Origin of the sequence: Pseudooceanicola nanhaiensis (genome assembly GCF_020171315.1) — a bacterium.
GTDB lineage: Bacteria > Pseudomonadota > Alphaproteobacteria > Rhodobacterales > Rhodobacteraceae > Pseudooceanicola > Pseudooceanicola nanhaiensis_A.
This window is the reverse complement of record NZ_JAIUZP010000001.1, coordinates 979,683-998,121: the sequence shown is the minus strand read 5'-3', so window position 1 is coordinate 998,121 and position 18,439 is coordinate 979,683. Positions and strand designations below refer to the sequence as shown.

Annotated in this window: 15 protein-coding genes; 6 read left to right on the top strand and 9 right to left on the bottom strand. The window is 66.8% G+C overall.

Annotated features, from left to right (window positions below; translation table 11 throughout):
• Positions 1–228 precede the first annotated feature (228 nt).
• Positions 229–2,109, top strand: coding sequence for a monovalent cation:proton antiporter-2 (CPA2) family protein (locus tag LCM32_RS04525; protein WP_224819847.1), 1,881 nt, complete (start codon positions 229–231; stop codon positions 2,107–2,109).
• A 123-nt stretch (positions 2,110–2,232) separates the two neighbouring features.
• Here the strand turns inward: LCM32_RS04525 and cobT are convergent, their stop codons facing one another.
• The gene (cobT, locus tag LCM32_RS04520) at positions 2,233–3,243 is read right to left on the bottom strand and encodes a nicotinate-nucleotide--dimethylbenzimidazole phosphoribosyltransferase (RefSeq protein WP_224819846.1); all 1,011 of its coding nucleotides are present in this window, start codon (positions 3,241–3,243) and stop codon (positions 2,233–2,235) included.
• A gap of 66 nt (positions 3,244–3,309) precedes the next feature.
• Here cobT and cobS point away from each other — a divergent pair, with 66 nt between their 5' ends.
• Positions 3,310–4,077 carry an adenosylcobinamide-GDP ribazoletransferase gene (cobS, locus tag LCM32_RS04515; protein ID WP_224819845.1) on the top strand — a complete coding sequence of 256 codons (768 nt, stop codon included), beginning with the start codon at positions 3,310–3,312 and terminating at the stop codon, positions 4,075–4,077.
• Between the two features lie 90 nt (positions 4,078–4,167).
• On the opposite strand, the gene LCM32_RS04510 is transcribed toward cobS, so the two are convergent.
• The 5 genes from LCM32_RS04510 to LCM32_RS04490 all read right to left on the bottom strand — a co-directional run bounded on the left by LCM32_RS04510 (position 4,168) and on the right by LCM32_RS04490 (position 9,323).
• Positions 4,168–4,677 carry a CarD family transcriptional regulator gene (locus tag LCM32_RS04510; RefSeq protein ID WP_224819844.1) on the bottom strand — a complete coding sequence of 170 codons (510 nt, stop codon included), beginning with the start codon at positions 4,675–4,677 and terminating at the stop codon, positions 4,168–4,170.
• 355 nt (positions 4,678–5,032) lie between these two features.
• Complete coding sequence (gene fdxA, locus LCM32_RS04505) at positions 5,033–5,371, bottom strand: ferredoxin FdxA (RefSeq protein WP_224819843.1); 339 nt, start codon at positions 5,369–5,371, stop codon at positions 5,033–5,035.
• Between the two features lie 50 nt (positions 5,372–5,421).
• A complete protein-coding gene (locus LCM32_RS04500; protein WP_224819842.1) occupies positions 5,422–5,781 on the bottom strand; it encodes an RNA-binding S4 domain-containing protein in 360 nt (119 codons plus the stop codon).
• A 41-nt stretch (positions 5,782–5,822) separates the two neighbouring features.
• Positions 5,823–8,744, bottom strand: a complete 2,922-nt coding sequence (locus tag LCM32_RS04495; RefSeq protein WP_224819841.1) for a helicase-related protein — start codon at positions 8,742–8,744, stop codon at positions 5,823–5,825.
• Positions 8,745–8,774: 30 nt separating this feature from the next.
• Positions 8,775–9,323 carry a tetratricopeptide repeat protein gene (locus tag LCM32_RS04490; protein ID WP_224819840.1) on the bottom strand — a complete coding sequence of 183 codons (549 nt, stop codon included), beginning with the start codon at positions 9,321–9,323 and terminating at the stop codon, positions 8,775–8,777.
• A 107-nt stretch (positions 9,324–9,430) separates the two neighbouring features.
• Here LCM32_RS04490 and LCM32_RS04485 point away from each other — a divergent pair, with 107 nt between their 5' ends.
• The 3 genes from LCM32_RS04485 to LCM32_RS04475 all read left to right on the top strand — a co-directional run bounded on the left by LCM32_RS04485 (position 9,431) and on the right by LCM32_RS04475 (position 13,079).
• Positions 9,431–9,721, top strand: a complete 291-nt coding sequence (locus tag LCM32_RS04485) for an SCP2 sterol-binding domain-containing protein (RefSeq protein WP_224819839.1) — start codon at positions 9,431–9,433, stop codon at positions 9,719–9,721.
• A gap of 18 nt (positions 9,722–9,739) precedes the next feature.
• Entirely contained in the window at positions 9,740–10,699 is a 960-nt protein-coding gene (locus LCM32_RS04480; protein ID WP_224819838.1) for an alpha/beta fold hydrolase, read from the top strand.
• A 559-nt stretch (positions 10,700–11,258) separates the two neighbouring features.
• The gene (locus LCM32_RS04475) at positions 11,259–13,079 is read left to right on the top strand and encodes a M3 family oligoendopeptidase (RefSeq protein ID WP_224819837.1); all 1,821 of its coding nucleotides are present in this window, start codon (positions 11,259–11,261) and stop codon (positions 13,077–13,079) included.
• Between the two features lie 329 nt (positions 13,080–13,408).
• On the opposite strand, the gene rpoH is transcribed toward LCM32_RS04475, so the two are convergent.
• Together rpoH and LCM32_RS04465 are read right to left on the bottom strand one after the other, a co-directional pair.
• Positions 13,409–14,305 (bottom strand): RNA polymerase sigma factor RpoH, encoded by an 897-nt coding sequence (gene rpoH / locus LCM32_RS04470; protein ID WP_224819836.1) that lies wholly within the window; start codon positions 14,303–14,305, stop codon positions 13,409–13,411.
• 174 nt (positions 14,306–14,479) lie between these two features.
• On the bottom strand, positions 14,480–15,514 hold the full coding sequence (locus LCM32_RS04465) for an RluA family pseudouridine synthase (protein ID WP_224819835.1): 1,035 nt from the start codon (positions 15,512–15,514) through the stop codon (positions 14,480–14,482).
• Here LCM32_RS04465 and LCM32_RS04460 point away from each other — a divergent pair.
• Positions 15,513–15,836 (top strand): DUF6476 family protein, encoded by a 324-nt coding sequence (locus LCM32_RS04460; protein WP_224819834.1) that lies wholly within the window; start codon positions 15,513–15,515, stop codon positions 15,834–15,836. The genes LCM32_RS04465 and LCM32_RS04460 overlap by 2 nt on opposite strands.
• A 200-nt stretch (positions 15,837–16,036) precedes the next feature.
• On the opposite strand, the gene katG is transcribed toward LCM32_RS04460, so the two are convergent.
• Positions 16,037–18,211, bottom strand: coding sequence for a catalase/peroxidase HPI (gene katG, locus LCM32_RS04455; RefSeq protein ID WP_224819833.1), 2,175 nt, complete (start codon positions 18,209–18,211; stop codon positions 16,037–16,039).
• Positions 18,212–18,439 lie beyond the last annotated feature (228 nt).

Here is an 18,439-nt window from a genome sequence, read left to right as displayed (position 1 = left end):
TGGCATTCCGCCTGCCGCTGCGAAACACTTGGCATGGGTGGAATTTTCACGCCGACGCACGACGTTTCTTCACGCCAGACATTCGCAGCCGCGGCGGAGCCGATTATATGACGATCTCGACACACCGACGATAACACGGCCGCGCGCCCCGCCACGGGCCGCTGCCCGCCGTCGACACCGCCCCGCAAGACCCCAGCCCCACCCGCACAAGACCCCCAAGGAGCCCCGATGGAAGGCTTTCTCTACCAGGCATCAATCTATCTGCTGGCCACGGTGATCGCCGTGCCGATCGCGGCGCGCATGGGCCTCGGCTCGGTGCTGGGCTACCTCGCGGCGGGGATCGTGATCGGGCCGATCCTCGGCCTCGTTGCGACGGATTCCGAGGGGCTTCAGCACTTTGCCGAATTCGGCGTGGTGATGATGCTGTTCCTCATCGGGCTGGAACTGGAGCCCCGCGCGCTCTGGGACATGCGGCACAGGCTGATCGGGCTCGGCGGGTTGCAGGTGGTCGTCACCACGCTGGCCGTGACGGGGGCGCTGCTGGCGCTGAACTACCACCTGAACCACGCGCTCGCCATCGGGCTGATCGTGGCGCTGTCCTCGACGGCCATCGTGCTGCAGACGCTGTCCGAGAAGGGGTTGATGCAGACCGGCGGCGGGCGCTCTGCCTTCTCGGTGCTGCTGACGCAGGACATCGCGGTCATTCCGATGCTGGCGCTGATGCCGCTGCTGGCCATGGGCGCCCCGGTGGAGGAGGACCACGCCGACAGCTCGATCGAGGCCCTCGCCCATGCCGATGATGTGGCCCATGAAGCCATGTCCCTCGTTGACGGGCTGCCGGGCTGGGGCGTCACGCTGGTGACGCTGGCAGCCGTGGCGGCGGTGATCCTCGCCGGGGTCTACCTGACGCGGCCGCTCTTCCGCTTCATCCACCTTGCGCGGCTGCGCGAGATGTACACCGCCTTTGCCCTGCTGATCGTGATCGGTATCGCCTTCATCATGAGCCTCGTGGGCCTCTCGCCCGCGCTCGGCACCTTCCTCGCCGGGGTGGTTCTGGCCAACAGCGAATTCCGGCATGAGCTGGAAAGCGATATCGAGCCCTTCAAGGGGCTGCTGCTGGGGCTCTTCTTCATCACCGTGGGCTCCGGCATCAACTTCTCCGTGCTCTTCGGGGATCCGCTGGTGATCGTGGGCTTTGCCCTCGGCGTCATGGCCCTGAAAGGGGTGATCCTCTACGGGCTCGGCCTCATCTTCCGGCTCCGCGGGCGTGACCTGTGGCTCTTCACCCTCTCGCTCGCGCAGGCGGGGGAATTCGGCTTCGTGCTGGTCTCCTTCTCGCGCCAGCAATCGGTGCTGCCCGACGCGATCGCGGAACGGGTGCTGCTGGTCATCGCCCTGACGATGTTGCTGACGCCGCTCTTCTTCATCCTCTACGAGAAGATCTCGAACCGGATGCAGGATAACCGCGACACGCTCGAGGCGGACGAGATCGACGATCAGGGGCCGGTGATCATCGCGGGCATCGGCCGGTTCGGTCAGATCGTGAACCGCCTCGTGCAAAGCTCGGGCTTCAAGACGGTGGTGCTGGATCACGACATGGAGACGATCGAGGTCATGCGCCGCTTCGGCTTCAAGGGCTACTTCGGTGACCCGACGCGGCCCGACCTGCTGCATGCGGCGGGGCTCGACAAGGCGCGGGTGCTGGTCGCGGCGATGGACAGCCCGGAGGCCACCACGCGGCTGGTGACCTATGCCCGCAAGGCGCGGCCCGATCTGCACATCATCGCCCGGGCCTATGACCGGACCCACACCTACCAGCTCTACCGCGCAGGCGCCGACGACATCGTGCGCGAGCTCTTCGACAGTTCGCTGCGGGCCGGGCGCTACGTGCTGGAGCGGATCGGCCTGTCGGAATACGAGGCGGCCGAGGCCGAGGCGACCTTCTACCACCACGACCGGAAGGCGATCCGGGAGCTGGCGGAGCTTTGGGATCCGAACGTGCCGACGACCAAGAACAGCGAGTATATCGACCGGTCGAAGGAGCTGGACAAGGACCTCGAGTCCGCGCTACTGGCGCAGCTGGCCTCTCGCGATCGGGACGTGGCCTGAGCGGCCCTGAAGGGGGGCGCGGACAGGCCTGAGGACAGCCTCAGAGACCTGCGCCACGTCGGACAGTTACTGGCCGCCCGCCGCGCCGGGCGGCCTGAGCCGCCCTGAGCGCCCCCGTGCAAGTCAGCCGGTGCTCACACCGGCCTCACCGAAGGTGGCCATCCCCGAGAGGCAAGCCACTGCGCCGCGCAGGATATTCGCCGCCAGCGCCGCGCCCGTGCCCTCCCCCAAGCGCATCTGCATCGAGAGCAGCGGCGCCTTGCCAAGCTGCGCCAGAAGCGCGCCGTGCCCGGCCTCGGCGCTAACATGGCCCGCCACCGCGTGATCCAACGCCGCCGGTGTGACCGCCCGCAGGCAGGCCGCGGCCGCGCAGCAGATGAAGCCGTCGAGGATCACCGGGATGCCTTCGACCCGCGCCCGCGCCATGGCCCCCGCCATGGCCGCGATCTCGCGCCCGCCGAGGCAACGCAGCACCTCCAGCCCGTCGCGGTCGCCATGCAGCGCCACACCGCGGGCCACCACATCGGCCTTGATCGCCAGCCCGGCGTCATCGACGCCGGTGCCCCGCCCGACCCACTCCGCTGCCGCGCCCCCGAAGAGCGCGCAGGCGATGGCGGCCGCGGGGGTGGTGTTGCCGATCCCCATCTCGCCGGTGATCAGCAGATCGGCCGTCGCATCCACCGCCTCCCAGCCGATGCGCAGCGCCTCCAGCACCTCTGCCTCGGACATGGCGGGCGCGGTGGTGAAATCCTGCGTCGGACGGTCGAGCGCGATGGGATGGACCGACATCTGCGCCCCGGCCACGCCTGCCAACTGATTGATCGCCGCGCCGCCGGCCTCGAAATTGGCGACCATCTGCACCGTCACCTCGGCCGGGAAGGCCGAGACGCCCTGTGCCACGACGCCGTGATTTCCGGCAAAGACCAGCACCTGCGGCGCCTCCAGCGCGGGCCGCGCCCGGCCCTGCCAGCCCGCGTACCAGATGGCGAGGTCCTCAAGCCGGCCGAGCGCGCCGGGCGGCTTGGTCAGCTGGCCGTTGCGGTCGGCAGCCCCCTCCAGCGCGGCGCGATCGGGGCCGGGGGCCGCGCGCAGCACCTCCCGCAGGGCCTGAAGGTCTCCCGGAAACTGCGTCATCTCTTGCCTCCCGCACGCAAACACTTCAGCCTGTCTAGCGGACCGCCACCGAGGAGCAACCGGGAAGTGAAGAATACCGTATCGCCCGACTGGCGCGACATTCCCGCGGCCCTCGCGTTGCTGACCCGCCTGCCCCTGCCCGCCTCTCTGGCCCGTCACTTCGACCGGGGCGCGCAGGCGGCGTGGGCCTATCCGCTGGCCGGTGTCGCCGTGGCCATCGCGGGGACGCTGGGGGCTCTGCCGCTGCTCGCCTTCGGCCTGCCGACGGGCGCGGCGGCCATCACCTCGCTGGCGGCCATGATCCTCGTCACCGGGGCGCTGCACGAGGACGGCCTTGCCGATACGGTCGACGGCCTCTGGGGCGGCTGGACCCGCGAACGCCGGCTGGAGATCATGCGCGACAGCCACATCGGTAGCTACGGGGTGATCGCGCTGGTGCTCTCGCTGCTGGCGCGGTGGTTCGCACTCACCTCGATCTGGGCGATGCCGGGCGTGTTCCAGGCCATCGGCGCGCTGATCACCGCGGCCGCGCTCAGCCGGGCCGTGATGCCGGTGCTCATGGCCACCCTGCCCCACGCCCGCAGCGACGGACTCTCGCGGCAGGTCGGACGGGCGCCGCCCTACGCGGCATGGCTTGCCGTGCTGCTGGCGCTGGTGATCGCGGTGATCTGCTCCGGCTCGGCCGCGCTTGGCCCCGTCATCGTCGCCCTACTGGCCGGTCTCACCCTCCGCTGGCTGGCACGCAGCAAGATCGGCGGCCAGACCGGCGACATTCTCGGGGCGGGACAGCAGCTGGCCGAGGTGGCCGTGCTTTTCGCGCTGATCCCGGGCTAAGGCCGGGCTGAGGCCAGCCTGCGATCAGCGCATGAAAAAACCGCGCTCCGAAGAGCGCGGTTCTCAAACAGTCATCCTGTCGCAGCCGGATCAGGCGGCGCGGGACACCAGCACTTCGTCCACCTTCTTGGCGGCGGCCACTTCGTCACCACCGGTCACGGCGGCCACTTCGCGGGTCAGGCGCTCAAGCGCGGCTTCGTAGAGCTGACGCTCGGAGTAGGACTGCTCGCGCTGATCGTCGTTACGGTGCAGGTCGCGCACCACTTCGGCGATGGCGATCAGGTCACCGGAGTTGATCTTCTGTTCGTATTCCTGCGCGCGGCGCGACCACATGGCGCGCTTCACCTTGGCCTTGCCCTTCAGGGTCGTCATGGCCTTGGACACGACATCGGGGCTCGAGAGCGAGCGCATGCCGATTTCGGTCGCCTTGTTGGTGGGGACCCGCAGGGTCATCTTGTCCTTTTCGAAGGAGATGACGAACATCTCCAGGGGGATCCCGGCGATCTCCTGGCTTTCGATCGAGATGATCTGACCGACGCCATGGGCCGGATACACAACATAGTCGTTCGGGCGGAATTCGGATTTTTTCATTTTGCTCATGCAATCCTTCCTCATGAAGCATGCCCATCTCCGCAGCTCCCAACCCGATGGGAGCACTACGGCCTTTCAAGACAACAGGTCAGCCGAGCCCGCGTCTGCGGCCTCGTCTCACCGATATGATCTGTCAGGTTTATGCCCCGCGACGGCAGCTGACGCGGGGTGATCTACAGGCAGGCTTCCTCATTTGCGAAGACCATCCTACCACAAAAAACGCCGATTCAAAAGAGGATCGGCGCTGCAGTGCAGGAGAGACCGGGCGGAAGATGGCCCAATCCCCTGTCGATGAAGGGAAAACCCCAGTTGTTTGTGCGCTAACGGATCATGCCGCAAACGCGCATAACAGATGATTCGCGGCTCAGCCGCCCTCGCCCGGCGTCTCGGAGAAGTATTTCTCCAGCTTGCCCGACTCACCGTCGCGCTCTTCGTAACCCGGCAGCGGGTCTTTCTTGGTCACGATGACCGGCCAGAGCTCCGCATACTTGCGGTTGAACTCGACCCACTTCTCCATGTCCGGCTCGGTGTCCGGGCGGATCGCGTCGGCGGGGCATTCAGGCTCGCAGACGCCGCAGTCGATGCATTCGTCAGGGTGAATGACCAGCATGTTCTCGCCCTCGTAGAAACAGTCCACGGGGCAGACTTCCACGCAGTCAGTGTATTTGCAGGCGATGCATTTGTCGTTGACGATATAGGTCATTCCAGTCCTCGGACGTCGTTCTCAGAGGGGGAGTACCGCGCGTGCCGGGATCATTCAAGCGCCCGGAGGCGATCAAGATCGAGTTTCCTGCGCTCGCGCTTGGTCGGGCGAGAATTGCCCTCGATTCGGGCTATGGTCGGAACCTCCTCCTTGGGCTGGGGCGGTTCCAGATCGGTATAGAGGGCCTGTGCCTCGCTGGCCGGGCCGCGCCGCGTCCCGAGGGCCTCGATCCGGATCACCCGGACCTGCCCGCCATAGGCGAAGGTCAGCACGTCCCCCGGCCCCACGGCATGGGCGGATTTCGAGACCTTCTGGGAATTCACGCGCACATGACCGCCGCCGACAAGCTCGGCCGAGATCGAACGGCTCTTCACGAAACGCGCCTGCCAGAGCCACTTGTCGAGGCGCATCCGGGGCCGCGAGGCCCCGGACGAGGATGTGTCGGACCCGCTCAGTTCTTGTCCTTCAGCCCCATGAGGGCTGCGGCGAACGGGTTGTCCGGATCGATCGGCTTTTCCTTGCGCGGCGGACGGGCCTCGTAGGTCTTGGGACCCGCGTCGCGCGGCTTGCCCTTGCCCTTGGCGCCGCGGGGGCCCTTGTCGCCACGGGGACCACGATCGCCGCGGCCTTCACCACGGTTTTCGCCGCGGGGCTTGCCACGGTTGCCGCCTTCACGGCCCTCGCGGGCGCCCTGCCCCTGCTGGCCACCCCGGCGCGGGCCGCGGTTGGCCTGCCGGTTGCGGCCCCAGGTGAAGGTGTAGAACACCTCGATCTCGGGCGCGGCATCGGCCTCGCCGTCAACTGCGGCGGGGGCCTCTGCCGTTTCGGCCGGAGTCTCTTCCGCGACGGGCTCGGCCGGGGTCTCGACGGCTTCAGCCGGGGCCTCGGTCGCCTCGGCGGGGGCTTCGACAGCCTCCGCTTCGGTCGCGGTCTCGGTCTCGGGCGCAGCCTCGGCCGTCTCGGCGGCGGCCTCTGCGGGCGCGTCCGGGGCGGGTTTCTGCTTCTCGCGTTCGCCCTTCTCGGCCTTGTAGCCCAGACCCTGCATCAGGTCGGCGAACTGCTCCAGCGTCATGCCGGTGATCGACAGCATGTCTGCGGTGGCTTCGAAGCCGGTCCGGCTGTCCTGACCGCGCAGCAGGTCGGCGAGACGTTCCAGCATGTCGATGCGGATCGCGCGCTCCCCGGCGGCCCGGTAGCCGGCCATGGTGTAATAGCCCTCGGGCGCATCCGCTGCGGCGGGAATGGTCACCAGACCCGGCGGCGGCGCTTCAGGAAACTCCTGCAGGCCTTTGAAAAGAGACCAAAGAACCAGCCGCAGCCGGGTCGGCTTGGGCTTCAGGATCAGCGGCATGAAGATGGTGAACTGACCGAAACGCAGGCCGTGCTTGCGCAGTGCGCCCCGGGCGTCTTGGTCGAGCGACTTGACCTCGTCGGCCACGTCGCCGCGCGGCAGGACGCCGAGGCCCTCGACCATGCGGAAGGCAAAGCCGCGAGCCAGACCGGTCAGGGTCTCGTCGCGCTGCAGGTTCAGCAGCGGCTCGAAGAGCGCGGCAACCTGGCGGTCAATGAAATGCTGCAGACGGCGTTCCACCTTCTGCGCCACGTCCGGGCCCGCCTCGTCATCGACGAAGACCTGCACGGTGGGCTTCATCGGTTCGGACCCGGCCACGAGCTTGCCCACCGCCTGGTCGCCCCACATGAGGCCACCCTGTTCGGTGAAGTCGATCTCGGTATCGGGCGCGTTGTAGAACCGGTCTGCGCGCAGGTGGAAGTGCGGCACGAGCGCCTGCACCGAGGCCTGGCGGAGCGTCTTGGCCTCCTGACCCGTCGCATCCTTGTCCTGGCGGAACCGGAAGCCTTCGAGACGGCCGACGAATTCGCCTTCGACCGTCACTTCACCCTTGTCATTCACTTCGGCCAAGAGGGCCTCCTTCTGCTTGAGCCGCCGAAGCAGGACTGACGTCCGGCGGTCCACAAATCTCTGCGTCAGGCGCGCATGCAGCGCATCCGACAGGCGGTCTTCTACAGCGCGTGTTTCCCCGCGCCAATGACTTTCGTCCGAAACCCACCCGCTACGCTGCGCGACATAGGTCCATGTGCGAATATAAGCCAGCCGTTTCGACAATGCATCAATATCGCCGTCAATACGGTCTATTCGGCGGATCTGCCGCGCCATCCAGTCATCGGGGATCCGCCCGCTTTCATGGAGGAATTCGTAAATCCGCCCCAGCAGGCTTGCGTGTTCCGCATGGCTGATGCCGCGGAAATCGGGGATCCGGCAGACATCCCAGAGCAATTTCAAGGCATTGGGAGAGGACGCGCGGGCCATTACCTCGGCTTCGCGGGACAGATTCTTGAGGACGGCGAGGTCATCCGCCTCGCGTGCTTTCATCAGCAACTCGTGCTTCGGGCTTTCCTCCAGCGAGGCGATCAGCCGCTCCAGAGAGCCGAAATTCAGGGTAGGATTGCGCCACAGGAGTTTGCGCACCGGCGCAAAGCGATGCTCCATGATCGCCTCGGCGACCTCCTCGTCGAGCGGCGGCGCCTCGCCCGTGACCCCGAAGGAGCCGTCCTGCATCCCCCGCCCGGCCCGGCCGGCGATCTGCGCCAGCTCGTGCGGGAAGAGATGCCGCATCCGGCGGCCGTCGAACTTCGTCAGCGAGGAAAAGGCGACGTGGTTGATGTCGAGGTTGAGCCCCATGCCGATGGCATCGGTGGCCACGAGGTAATCCACGTCACCGTTCTGGTAGAGTTCCACCTGCGCGTTGCGCGTCCGGGGGCTGAGCGCCCCCATGACGACCGCCGCACCGCCCTTCTGGCGCCTGAGCAGCTCGGCGATGGCATAGACATTCTCAACCGAGAACCCGACGATCGCGCTGCGAGACGGCATCCGGCTTATCTTTTTCGAACCAGCGTAGCTCAGATGGCTCATCCGCTCGCGACGCAGGAACTGCGCCTGCGGGACCAGCTGCGCGATGGTCGGGCGCATGGTGTCGGAGCCGAGGAAGAGCGTCTCATGGGTACCGCGCGCCCGGAGCAGACGGTCGGTGAAGACATGGCCGCGCTCGGGATCGGCGCAGAGCTGGATCTCGTCGATGGCGAGGAAGTCGGGGCCCATGCCCTCGGGCATCGCCTCGACCGTGCAGACCCAGTACTGGGTCCGTGGCGGCACGATGCGCTCCTCCCCCGTCACCAGCGCCACCACCGAGGGGCCGCGCGCCTTCACGATCCGGTCATAGACCTCGCGGGCGAGCAACCGCAGGGGCAGCCCGATGACGCCGGTGCGATAGCCCAGCATCCTCTCGATTGCGTAGTGAGTCTTGCCCGTGTTGGTCGGGCCAAGGACCGCGGTGATCCGCCCTTGTTCGGCCATCGCTGAATGCGTCCGTTCGTTTCGCTTGGATCAGATCTCGGTGCCGTTGACCGGAATGTCCAGACGCTGGATGCCTTCTTCGGCAGGTTCATGCGTCGGATAGAGCTCCAGCACCCGCTCATAGAGGCCATAGGCCTCTTCCAGCGCGCCGGTCTGCTCGGCGATCACGGCCAGTCCGAAGATCGCCTCGTAGTGATCCGGATTCAGCGCCAGCGTATGTTCCAGCGAGTCGACGGCAAGGCCCAGTTCGCCCTCGGCATAATAGGCCTGCGCCCGGCCGTGCCAGCCTTCGGCAAATTGCGGCGCATGGTCGGTCAGGGCCGAGAAATGCCCGATCGCCTCGTCGAGGTCCTGGGTCTCCAGCGCGTCGCGGCCCCGTTGCAGCAGCAGGTCCATGGAGGGCGAGCCGGTGCGGCTCCACTCCAGTCCCAGCTCACGGGCGATCCGCTTGGCGTCGGTCGGATCGGCATCCTGCAGCTCCTGCAGGAGGTGTTCCGACGATTCGGCCCCGGCGGTCTGCGCAAGGGCCGCGCCGGAAAGACCCAGCGTCAGAGACCCCGCGGCCAGAAATGCCGCCACGATATAATTGAGATGTGATGTTGACGCGCTCATAACAGGTTTAAATGTAGCGTGCTCTGAGCCAATTGGGATCCCCTTTTCAGAGCAAATTTTCAGGAGGAAACAGAATGAGCGATTTGATCACCGCGGCCGTGGCGGCCCTGAACGAGCGGCTCGACGGCAGTGGCATCGACGGAATCGCAAAATTCGTGATCGAGGACGAGGGTTCGATTATCGTGGATGGCGACGGGGCCCGCGCCGGTGACGACGAGGCCGACGTGACGCTGACCGCCACGCGCGAGACCTTCGAGGCGATCATCGGCGGCGAGATGAACCCGACCACCGCCTTCATGACCGGCAAGCTCTCGGTCGATGGCGACATGGGCAAGGCCATGGCGCTCGGCTCGGCCCTCGCCTGACGATAAAGGCCTGAAGACATGGAAAAAGCGCCCTTCTACGACGAGATAGCAGAAGGCCCCGCCAGCGGGCGGGCCTACTGGGTCAAGGCGTCCGACGGGGTGCGCATCCGTGTCGGCCTGTGGTCGCCGGAGGGGGCGCGGGGCACTGTCCTGCTCTTCCCCGGCCGGACCGAGTACATCGAGAAATACGGCCGCGCCGCCGTCGATCTGGCGGCGCGCGGCTATGCCACGCTGACCATCGACTGGCGCGGTCAGGGCCTTGCCGACCGGCTGTCGGGCGACCGGAGCCTCGGCCATATCGGCCAGTTCACGGACTATCAAAAGGACGTGGCCGCTGCGCTGGAAGTCGCCGAGGCCGAGGGGCTGCCGAAACCCTATTACCTGATTGCCCATTCCATGGGCGGCGCCATCGGCCTGCGCGCCCTGCTGGAGGGGGCGCCCGTCGAGGCGGCCATGTTCACCGCGCCGATGTGGGGCATCCGGCTGGCCGCCGCCACCCGCCCCGCCGCCTGGGCGGTGGCCTGGGGCAGCGTGCGGCTGGGGCTGGGCCATGTCTTCGCGCCCGGCACCACGGGCGCGACCTACGTGCTGACCTGCCCCTTCGGCGAGAACAAGCTGACCACCGACCGGGAGATGTGGGACTACATGTTCCACCAGGCCCGGCTGCATCCGGAAATGTCGCTCGGCGGGCCCAGCCTGCACTGGCTGCACGAATCCCTGCGCGAGATGCAGGCCCTTGCCCGCCGTCCCGCACCGGACGTGCCCTGCGTGACCTTCCTCGGCACCGACGAGGAGATCGTCGATCCCGCGCGGATCGTCAGCCGCATGGGGCAATGGCCCGGCGGACGGCTGGAGATGGTCGAAAGCGGCCGCCACGAGGTGATGATGGAGACGCCCGAGGTGCGCGCCCGGGTCTTCGATACCGCGGCGGAGCTCTTCGTGCCCCGCGCGCGCAGCGTATCGGCTGACAGCGCCTGAGGGGGTCACCCCGCCCAGGCGTCTCTGACTGGCACACTTTCGCCACGTGCCCTGCGCGGCCTTGGGAACCGCGCGTAGTGCCTGCTGCCTGCTGAGACCTCAGCCCGATGGCTGGCCGTTTCCGGCATCGATCAACGCGCACCTCGCCAACGCCCTCCGGCTCACGCGCCGGGTGGCGCCGAACCGAGGGGTGGCGCGAAAGCGCCGCCCCGTGGGGGCGGTTCGGCGCTGCCCGGCCTCTCGGCCGGGCGGGACATATCGAGGGAATAGCGCGCAGGGGAGAGAGCTGGCGCGCCACGCGGGACCTATCGGGGGAGGAGCGTACAGGCGACCGAGCTGGGCGCGCGCGGCGCTTTCAAAGAATGCCGTGAGGCCGATCTGGACCTTGCGCCTTCGCCCCCCCTGCACGTCTGCCCCTCCCCCGAGCCACGCCAGATCGCGCCATTCTGCCCGTCTCCGGCGGCCGGGCGCCGCCTGCCGGCGCGGCAGGCAGCCGAGAGGACTTGAGACCCCCTGCCCCGGGGCCTATGTCTTGAGCAACACAAGTACAGGAGACGTCATGATCCCGCTGCCTTTCCCCGTGTCCGATGCCAATGCCAGCCAGGGCGGCAAGGGTCTTGGCGACCTGCCCGAATGGGACCTGACCGATCTCTACACCGCGCCCGACGCGCCGGAGCTGAAACGCGATCTCGACTGGCTGGAGCAGGCCTGCCTCTCCTTCGCCGAGGACTACGAGGGCAAGCTGGGTGAGCTGGACGCAGAAGGGTTCCTGAACTGCGTGAAGCGCAACGAGCGCATCCAGTCGGTCTCGGGCCGGATCATGTCCTACGCCGGGCTGCGCTACTACCAGCTGACGACCGACGGCCAGCGGGCCAAGTTCATGTCCGACATGCAGGACCGGCTGACGAATTTCACCACGCCGCTGGTTTTCTTCACGCTGGAGCTGAACCGGCTGCCGGATGATTTCCTCGACGGGCTCTTTGGCGCAAATGCCGATCTGGCGCGCTACAAGCCGGTCTTCGACCGCATCCGCGCCATGAAGCCCTACCAGCTCTCCGACGAGCTGGAGAAGTTCCTCCATGACCTCGGCGTCGTGGGCGACGCCTGGGAGAAGCTCTTCGACGAGACGATCGCCGGGCTGACCTTCATGGTGGACGGCGAGGAGCTGAACATCGAGGGCACGCTGAACCTGCTGACCGAGCAGGACCGCAGCCAGCGCGAGGCCGCGGCCCGCGAACTGGCCGCCGTCTTCTCCGAGAACATCCGCACCTTCGCCCGCGTGCACAACACGCAGGCCAAGGAGAAGGAGGTCATCGACCGCTGGCGCGGCATGCCCACGGCCCAGACCGGGCGGCACCTGTCGAACCACGTGGAGCCGGAGGTGGTCGAGGCGCTGCGCAACGCGGTGGTTGCGGCCTATCCGAAGCTCTCGCACCGCTACTACGAGCTGAAGCGCAAGTGGCTGGGCCTCGACCGGATGCAGGTCTGGGACCGCAACGCGCCGCTGCCCTCGGAAGAGACCCGTACCATCGGTTGGACCGAGGCCCGCGAGACGGTGATGAACGCCTATGACGCCTTTGATCCCCGCATGGCCGAGATCGCCAAGCCGTTCTTCGACAAGGGCTGGATCGACGCGGGCGTGAAGCCCGGCAAGGCGCCGGGCGCCTTCGCCCACCCCACCGTGACCGACGTGCACCCCTACGTGATGCTGAACTACCTCGGCAAGCCGCGGGACGTGATGACGCTGGCGCACGAGCTGGGCCACGGGGTGCACCAGGTGCTGGCCGCGGGCCAGGGCGAAATGCTCTCCTCCACGCCGCTGACGCTGGCCGAGACGGCCTCGGTCTTCGGCGAGATGCTGACCTTCCGCCGGCTGCTCGACAATGCCGCCGACGACAAGGAGCGCAAGACGCTGCTGGCCGGCAAGGTCGAGGACATGATCAACACGGTCGTGCGCCAGATCGCCTTCTACGACTTCGAGTGCAAGCTGCACGAGGCGCGCCGCGGGGGCGAGCTGACGCCCGACGACATCAACGCGCTCTGGATGTCCGTGCAGGCCGAGAGCCTCGGGCCGGCGTTCGACTTCATGGAGGGCTACGAGACCTTCTGGGCCTATATCCCGCACTTCATCCACTCACCCTTCTACGTCTATGCCTATGCCTTCGGCGACGGGCTGGTGAATGCGCTCTACGCGGTCTACCGGGATCAGCCGGAGGGCTTCCAGGAGAAGTACTTCGACATGCTCAAGGCGGGCGGGTCGAAGCACCACAAGGAGCTGCTGGCGCCCTTCGGCCTCGACGCCTCGGACCCGGCCTTCTGGGACAAGGGCCTGTCGATGATCTCGGGCATGATCGACGAGCTCGAGGCGATGGAAGACTGAGGCAGAGCCTGCCGAGACATGGGAAAGGCCCGGTCGCGCTGCGGCCGGGCCTTTTTGCTGCGCCGCGACTGGTCGCGCGGTGTCTTTATGCGCGGTGATGGGGCGGGGACCCGCTTGACCGGCGCGATCCCTTTGCGGGTGGGCGCGGAAGAATTTAAGCAAAATTCTTCTCAAAATTCTTGGTTCAAGAATTTTGGCGGCGATGCTGCTGGTGGTGGCGCCTGTGGCGAGGTCATGAAAAAGGGGGGCTGTCTGCCCCCCCTTGGCCCCGGCGGGGCCAAGCCCCCCCGAGGATATTTCCGAACAGTGGATGATGCCCACCGCGCGCGTTACGCGGCGGGGAGCATGCCCTTGTCGGAGGCCAGTTCGCGCATGCGCTTTTGCAGCTTCTCGAAGGCGCGAACCTCGATCTGGCGGATGCGCTCGCGGCTGACGTCGTATTGCGAGGAGAGGTCCTCCAGCGTCACCGTCTCGTCCGAGAGGCGCCGCTGGGTGAGGATGTCCTTCTCGCGGTCGTTGAGCACCGACATGGCCTCTACCAGAAGCTCGCGGCGGGCGGTCATCTCGTCGCGCTCCTCGTAGTCGGTGGCCTGATCGGCGTCCTCGTCCTCGAGCCAATCCTGCCATTGCATCGTGCTGTCGGCGTCCGAGCCGACGGTGGCGTTCAGGGAGGCATCGCCGCCGGACATCCGGCGGTTCATCGAGGTGACTTCCTCCTCGGTCACGCCCAGATCATTGGCGATCTGCTTGACGTGTTCCGGACGCAGGTCGCCCTCTTCCAGCGCGCCGATGCGGGCCTTGGCCTTGCGCAGGTTGAAGAAGAGTTTCTTCTGCGCCGAGGTGGTGCCGAGCTTCACGAGGCTCCAGGACCGCAGGATATATTCCTGGATCGAGGCGCGGATCCACCACATCGCATAGGTCGCGAGGCGGAAGCCCTTCTCCGGGTCGAAGCGTTTCACCGCCTGCATCAGGCCGACGTTGGCCTCGGAGATCACCTCGGCCTGGGGCAGGCCATAGCCGCGGTAGCCCATGGCGATCTTGGCCGCGAGACGCAGGTGGGAGGTCACCAGGCGGTGCGCCGCCTGCGTGTCCTGATCCTCGACCCAGCGTTTCGCCAGCATGTATTCTTCTTCGGGCTCCAGGAGGGGAAACTTGCGGATCTCCTGAAGGTAGCGGTTCATCCCGCCTTCCGGCGTCGGGGCCGGCAGATTGGCGTAGTTGCTCATGTCCCGTTCTCTCTCGTCTCTGCGCCTCATGTAAGAGGCTTTAACATCCAGATAGGGTGCCTGTGACGCCGGTTCAAGCGCCGTGGGTCTTCTTGGGTTACCCGTGCTTAACGCATGAAAGGCCGGGATCTGACGCAAAAAGGCCCGATGTTACCGCTGACTCACGTCGATGTGTCAGCTCGGTGAGCCGCGCAGGGTGTCCAGCAGGCGGGACATATCGGCGGGCAGAGGCGCCGTGAAGCGGAGCATTTCCCCGGTGACGGGATGTTCGAAGCCCAGAAGGGCCGCGTGCAGCGCCTGACGCGGGAAAGCGTTCACCGCGGCGATGGCGGCCTCGTTCACGGCACGGGGAGAGAGCTTGCGGGTGCCGCCATAGACCGGATCGCCCACGAGGCCATGGCCGACATGGGCGAGGTGGACGCGAATCTGATGCGTGCGCCCTGTTTCCAGCCGGCATTCCAGCAGCGCCAGCGTGGGCGGCGTGCCGAAGGTCTCCTCCACCCGGGCGCGGGTGACGGCGTGGCGTCCGGTGTTGAAGAAGACCGCCTGTTTCTGCCGGTCGTGCCGGTGGCGGGCAAGCTGCGTGGTGATCTTGAGCACACCGCCCTGTTCGAAGGAGGTGCCACGGATGCCGCGCAGCCGGGGATCAGCCGCATCGGGCACGCCGTAGCAGATCGCCTGGTAGGCGCGTTCAGCGCTGTGGGCCTCGAACTGGGCGGCAAGGCCATGGTGGGCGCGGTCGCTCTTGGCCACCACCAGCAGGCCCGAGGTGTCCTTGTCGATCCGGTGGACGATGCCGGGCCGCTTCTCGCCGCCGATGCCCGACAGCGTGTCGCCGCAATGGGCCAGCAGGGCGTTCACCAGCGTGCCGTTGGGCGAGCCGGGCGCAGGATGGACGACCATGCCCGCGGGTTTGTTGACCACGATGACGTCTTCGTCCTCGTAGGTGATGTCGAGCGGGATCGCCTCGGGGGCGACCAGCGTGTCGTGAAGTACCGGTATCGTGATCTCGATGACCTCCCCTTCGGCTACTTTGGTTTTCGGGTCACTGAGGACCTCGTCCCCACGGCTCACGGCGCCTTCCGCGATCAGCTTGGCCAGCCGGGTCCGGGAGAGCGCGGCGCTCTCTGGCACATCCCGCGAAAGCGCCTTATCAAGGCGGGGCGGCGGGTCCGCGGCAATGGTGACGACAAGGCGGTCAAGGTCCATGGAGGACAATCCTCAGCAGCAAGAGATGAACGAACCCGCGAACCTTCGGTTCCTGCGGCGCCTTGTGACGGCGCTCACCGGGACAATGATCGTGGGCCTCATAATCCTCATTGCGCTGATTGTCATCCGTTTCTGGTCCACTCCCGCGGCCGGCCCGGCCCTGCCACAGCTGCCCGAGGCGATTTCCCTGCCCGAGGGCGCGAGTGCGCAGGCGATCACCTTCGGTACGGGCTGGATCGCGGTGGTGACCGACGATCAGCAGATCCTCGTCTATGACAGCGCAAGCGGCGCCCTGCGCGACAGCCTCGACCTGAGGGACTGAGCAGCGCCCGCGTCGCCCCCCGCCCACCGGACATAGCGTGACGGCCCGCGCCGACAAGGCGCGGTGCGCCGTCGGGACCTCCTGTGATCCGCCATGGCGAGAGCCCGAGACCGGCAGACGCAAGCCCCCTGCCCCGGCAGATACGAAAAACCCCGCGCTACCTTTCGGCAGCGCGGGGCCTCTCATCCCATCCGCATCGCTTATGCGATGTCGAAGCGGTCCGCGTTCATCACCTTGGTCCAGGCGGCCACGAAGGCCTTGAGGAAGGCGGGCATGCCGTCATCCTGCGCGTAGACTTCCGCATAGGCCCGCAGGATCGAGTTCGACCCGAAGACGAGGTCCGCGCGGGTGGCGGTGTATTTCACCGCGCCCGACTTGCGGTCGCGGATGTCGTAGAGCCCGTTGCCCTTCGGCTCCCAGGCATAGACCATGTCCGTCAGGGTGACGAAGAAGTCGTTGGTCAGCGCGCCTTCGGTCTCGGTGAAGACGCCATGCTTGGTGCCGCCGTGGTTGGTGCCCATGGCGCGCATCCCGCCGACCAGAACGGTCATCTCGTTGGCGGTCAGCCCGAGAAGCTGCGCCCGGTCGAGGAGCATTTCCTCGGCGGAGACGACGTAGTCCTGCTTCTGCCAGTTGCGGAAGCCATCGGCCACCGGCTCCAGCGCGTCGAAGCTGTCGGCATCGGTCATCGCGTCGGTCGCGTCGCCGCGGCCCGGGGCGAAGGGCACAGCGATGTCGTGACCGGCCGCCTTGGCCGCCATTTCGACACCGACGTTGCCCGCCAGCACGATGGTATCCGCGATCGAGGCGCCCGCCGCAGCGGCCAGCGGCTCCAGCACGGCCAGCACGCGGGCCAGACGCTCGGGCTCGTTGCCGGCCCAGTCCTTCTGCGGTGCGAGACGGATACGGGCGCCATTGGCCCCGCCGCGCATGTCCGAGCCACGGTAGGTGCGCGCGCTGTCCCATGCGGTCGAGACGAGGTCAGCGATGCTGAGGCCCGAGGCGGCGATCTTGGACTTGAGCCCGCCGATGTCGTAATTCACCGGGCCTTCGGGGATCGGATCCTGCCAGATCAGGTCTTCCTGCGGCACGTCGGGGCCGACGTAGCGCGCTTTCGGGCCCATGTCGCGGTGGGTCAGCTTGAACCAGGCGCGGGCGAAGGTCTCGTTGAAGTAGGCCGGATCGGCCATGAACTTCTGGCAGATCGCGTTGTAGGTCGGGTCCACCTTCATCGCCATGTCGGCGTCGGTCATGATCGGCATCTTCTTGATCGAGGGGTCCTCGACGTCGACCGGCATGTCCTCTTCCTTGATGTTCACCGGCTCCCACTGCCAGGCGCCTGCGGGGGATTTCTTCAGCTCCCACTCGTGGCCGAAGAGCATCTCGAACCAGCCCATGTCCCACTGGGTGGGGTTCTTGGTCCAGGCGCCCTCGATGCCGGACACCACGGTGTCACGGCCAATGCCGCGGCCCTTGGTGTTCATCCAGCCGATGCCCTGATACTCGACGTCCGCCGCTTCGGGATCGGCCGAGAGGTTGGCCGCATCGCCGTTGCCGTGGCATTTGCCGATGGTGTGGCCCCCTGCGGTCAGCGCCGCGGTTTCCTCGTCGTCCATCGCCATCCGGGCAAAAGTCTCGCGCACCTGCGCGGCGGTCTTCATCGGATCGGGCTGGCCGTTCACCCCTTCCGGGTTCACGTAGATCAGGCCCATCTGGACGGCGGCCAGCGGGTTTTCCATCGTCTCGGGCTTGGAGACGTCGCCATAGCGGGTGTCGGAGGGGGCGAGCCATTCCTTCTCGGCGCCCCAGTAGACGTCCTTCTCGGGGTGCCAGATGTCTTCGCGGCCGAAGGCGAAACCGAAGGTCTTCAGGCCCGCGACCTCGTAGGCAATCGTGCCCGAGAGGATCATCAGGTCCGCCCAGGAGACGGCATTGCCGTACTTCTTCTTGATCGGCCAGAGCAGACGGCGGCCCTTATCGGTGTTCACGTTGTCGGGCCAGGAGTTCAGCGGGGCAAAGCGCTGGTTGCCGGTGCCGCCGCCACCGCGGCCATCGGCCAGACGGTAGGAGCCGGCGGCGTGCCATGCGACGCGCGCGAACATGCCCACGTAGGAGCCCCAGTCCGCGGGCCACCAGTCCTGGCTTTCCTTCATGAGTTGGCGCAGGTCATCCTTCAGCGCCTCGACGTCGAGCGTCTTGAGCTCTTCCCGATAGTTGAAGTCCGCGCCGAGCGGTTTCGTCTTGGTATCGTGCTGGTGCAGGATGTCGAGGTTCAGCGCATTGGGCCACCAGCTGGTGACCGAGGTCTTGGTCGAAGTCTGACCGCCGTGCATGACGGGGCATTTGCCGCCTGCGGGAATATCGTTGCCGTCCATGATGTCCTCCGAAATTCGGTACCTGTGTTCCGGCAGCGCCTCTGCCCTGCCGGATATAATCCCATCGCCCTCAACCCGTGCGCAGGAGATCGCGTTCAGTCGGGGCCTGGGTCCTCTCTACCCGTCGAGGACGATAAACCAAAATCGCATTTTGTTCACGCATCAATAAGATGAAATTATCGCTCTTCGCCGCCGTGACAAACCTGCGCAAACGAGGAAGCGCACACA

Coding starts and splice junctions, on each gene's coding strand:
- LCM32_RS04485 (WP_224819839.1), top strand. CDS start 9,431: ATGAGCGATTTGATCACCGCGGCCGTGGCGGCCCTGAACGAGCGGCTC.
- LCM32_RS04510 (WP_224819844.1), bottom strand. CDS start 4,677: ATGAGCAAAATGAAAAAATCCGAATTCCGCCCGAACGACTATGTTGTG.
- LCM32_RS04480 (WP_224819838.1), top strand. CDS start 9,740: ATGGAAAAAGCGCCCTTCTACGACGAGATAGCAGAAGGCCCCGCCAGC.
- fdxA (WP_224819843.1), bottom strand. CDS start 5,371: ATGACCTATATCGTCAACGACAAATGCATCGCCTGCAAATACACTGAC.
- LCM32_RS04495 (WP_224819841.1), bottom strand. CDS start 8,744: ATGGCCGAACAAGGGCGGATCACCGCGGTCCTTGGCCCGACCAACACG.
- LCM32_RS04465 (WP_224819835.1), bottom strand. CDS start 15,514: ATGGACCTTGACCGCCTTGTCGTCACCATTGCCGCGGACCCGCCGCCC.
- LCM32_RS04475 (WP_224819837.1), top strand. CDS start 11,259: ATGATCCCGCTGCCTTTCCCCGTGTCCGATGCCAATGCCAGCCAGGGC.
- LCM32_RS04500 (WP_224819842.1), bottom strand. CDS start 5,781: ATGCGCCTCGACAAGTGGCTCTGGCAGGCGCGTTTCGTGAAGAGCCGT.
- LCM32_RS04525 (WP_224819847.1), top strand. CDS start 229: ATGGAAGGCTTTCTCTACCAGGCATCAATCTATCTGCTGGCCACGGTG.
- katG (WP_224819833.1), bottom strand. CDS start 18,211: ATGGACGGCAACGATATTCCCGCAGGCGGCAAATGCCCCGTCATGCAC.
- rpoH (WP_224819836.1), bottom strand. CDS start 14,305: ATGAGCAACTACGCCAATCTGCCGGCCCCGACGCCGGAAGGCGGGATG.
- LCM32_RS04460 (WP_224819834.1), top strand. CDS start 15,513: ATGGAGGACAATCCTCAGCAGCAAGAGATGAACGAACCCGCGAACCTT.
- cobT (WP_224819846.1), bottom strand. CDS start 3,243: ATGACGCAGTTTCCGGGAGACCTTCAGGCCCTGCGGGAGGTGCTGCGC.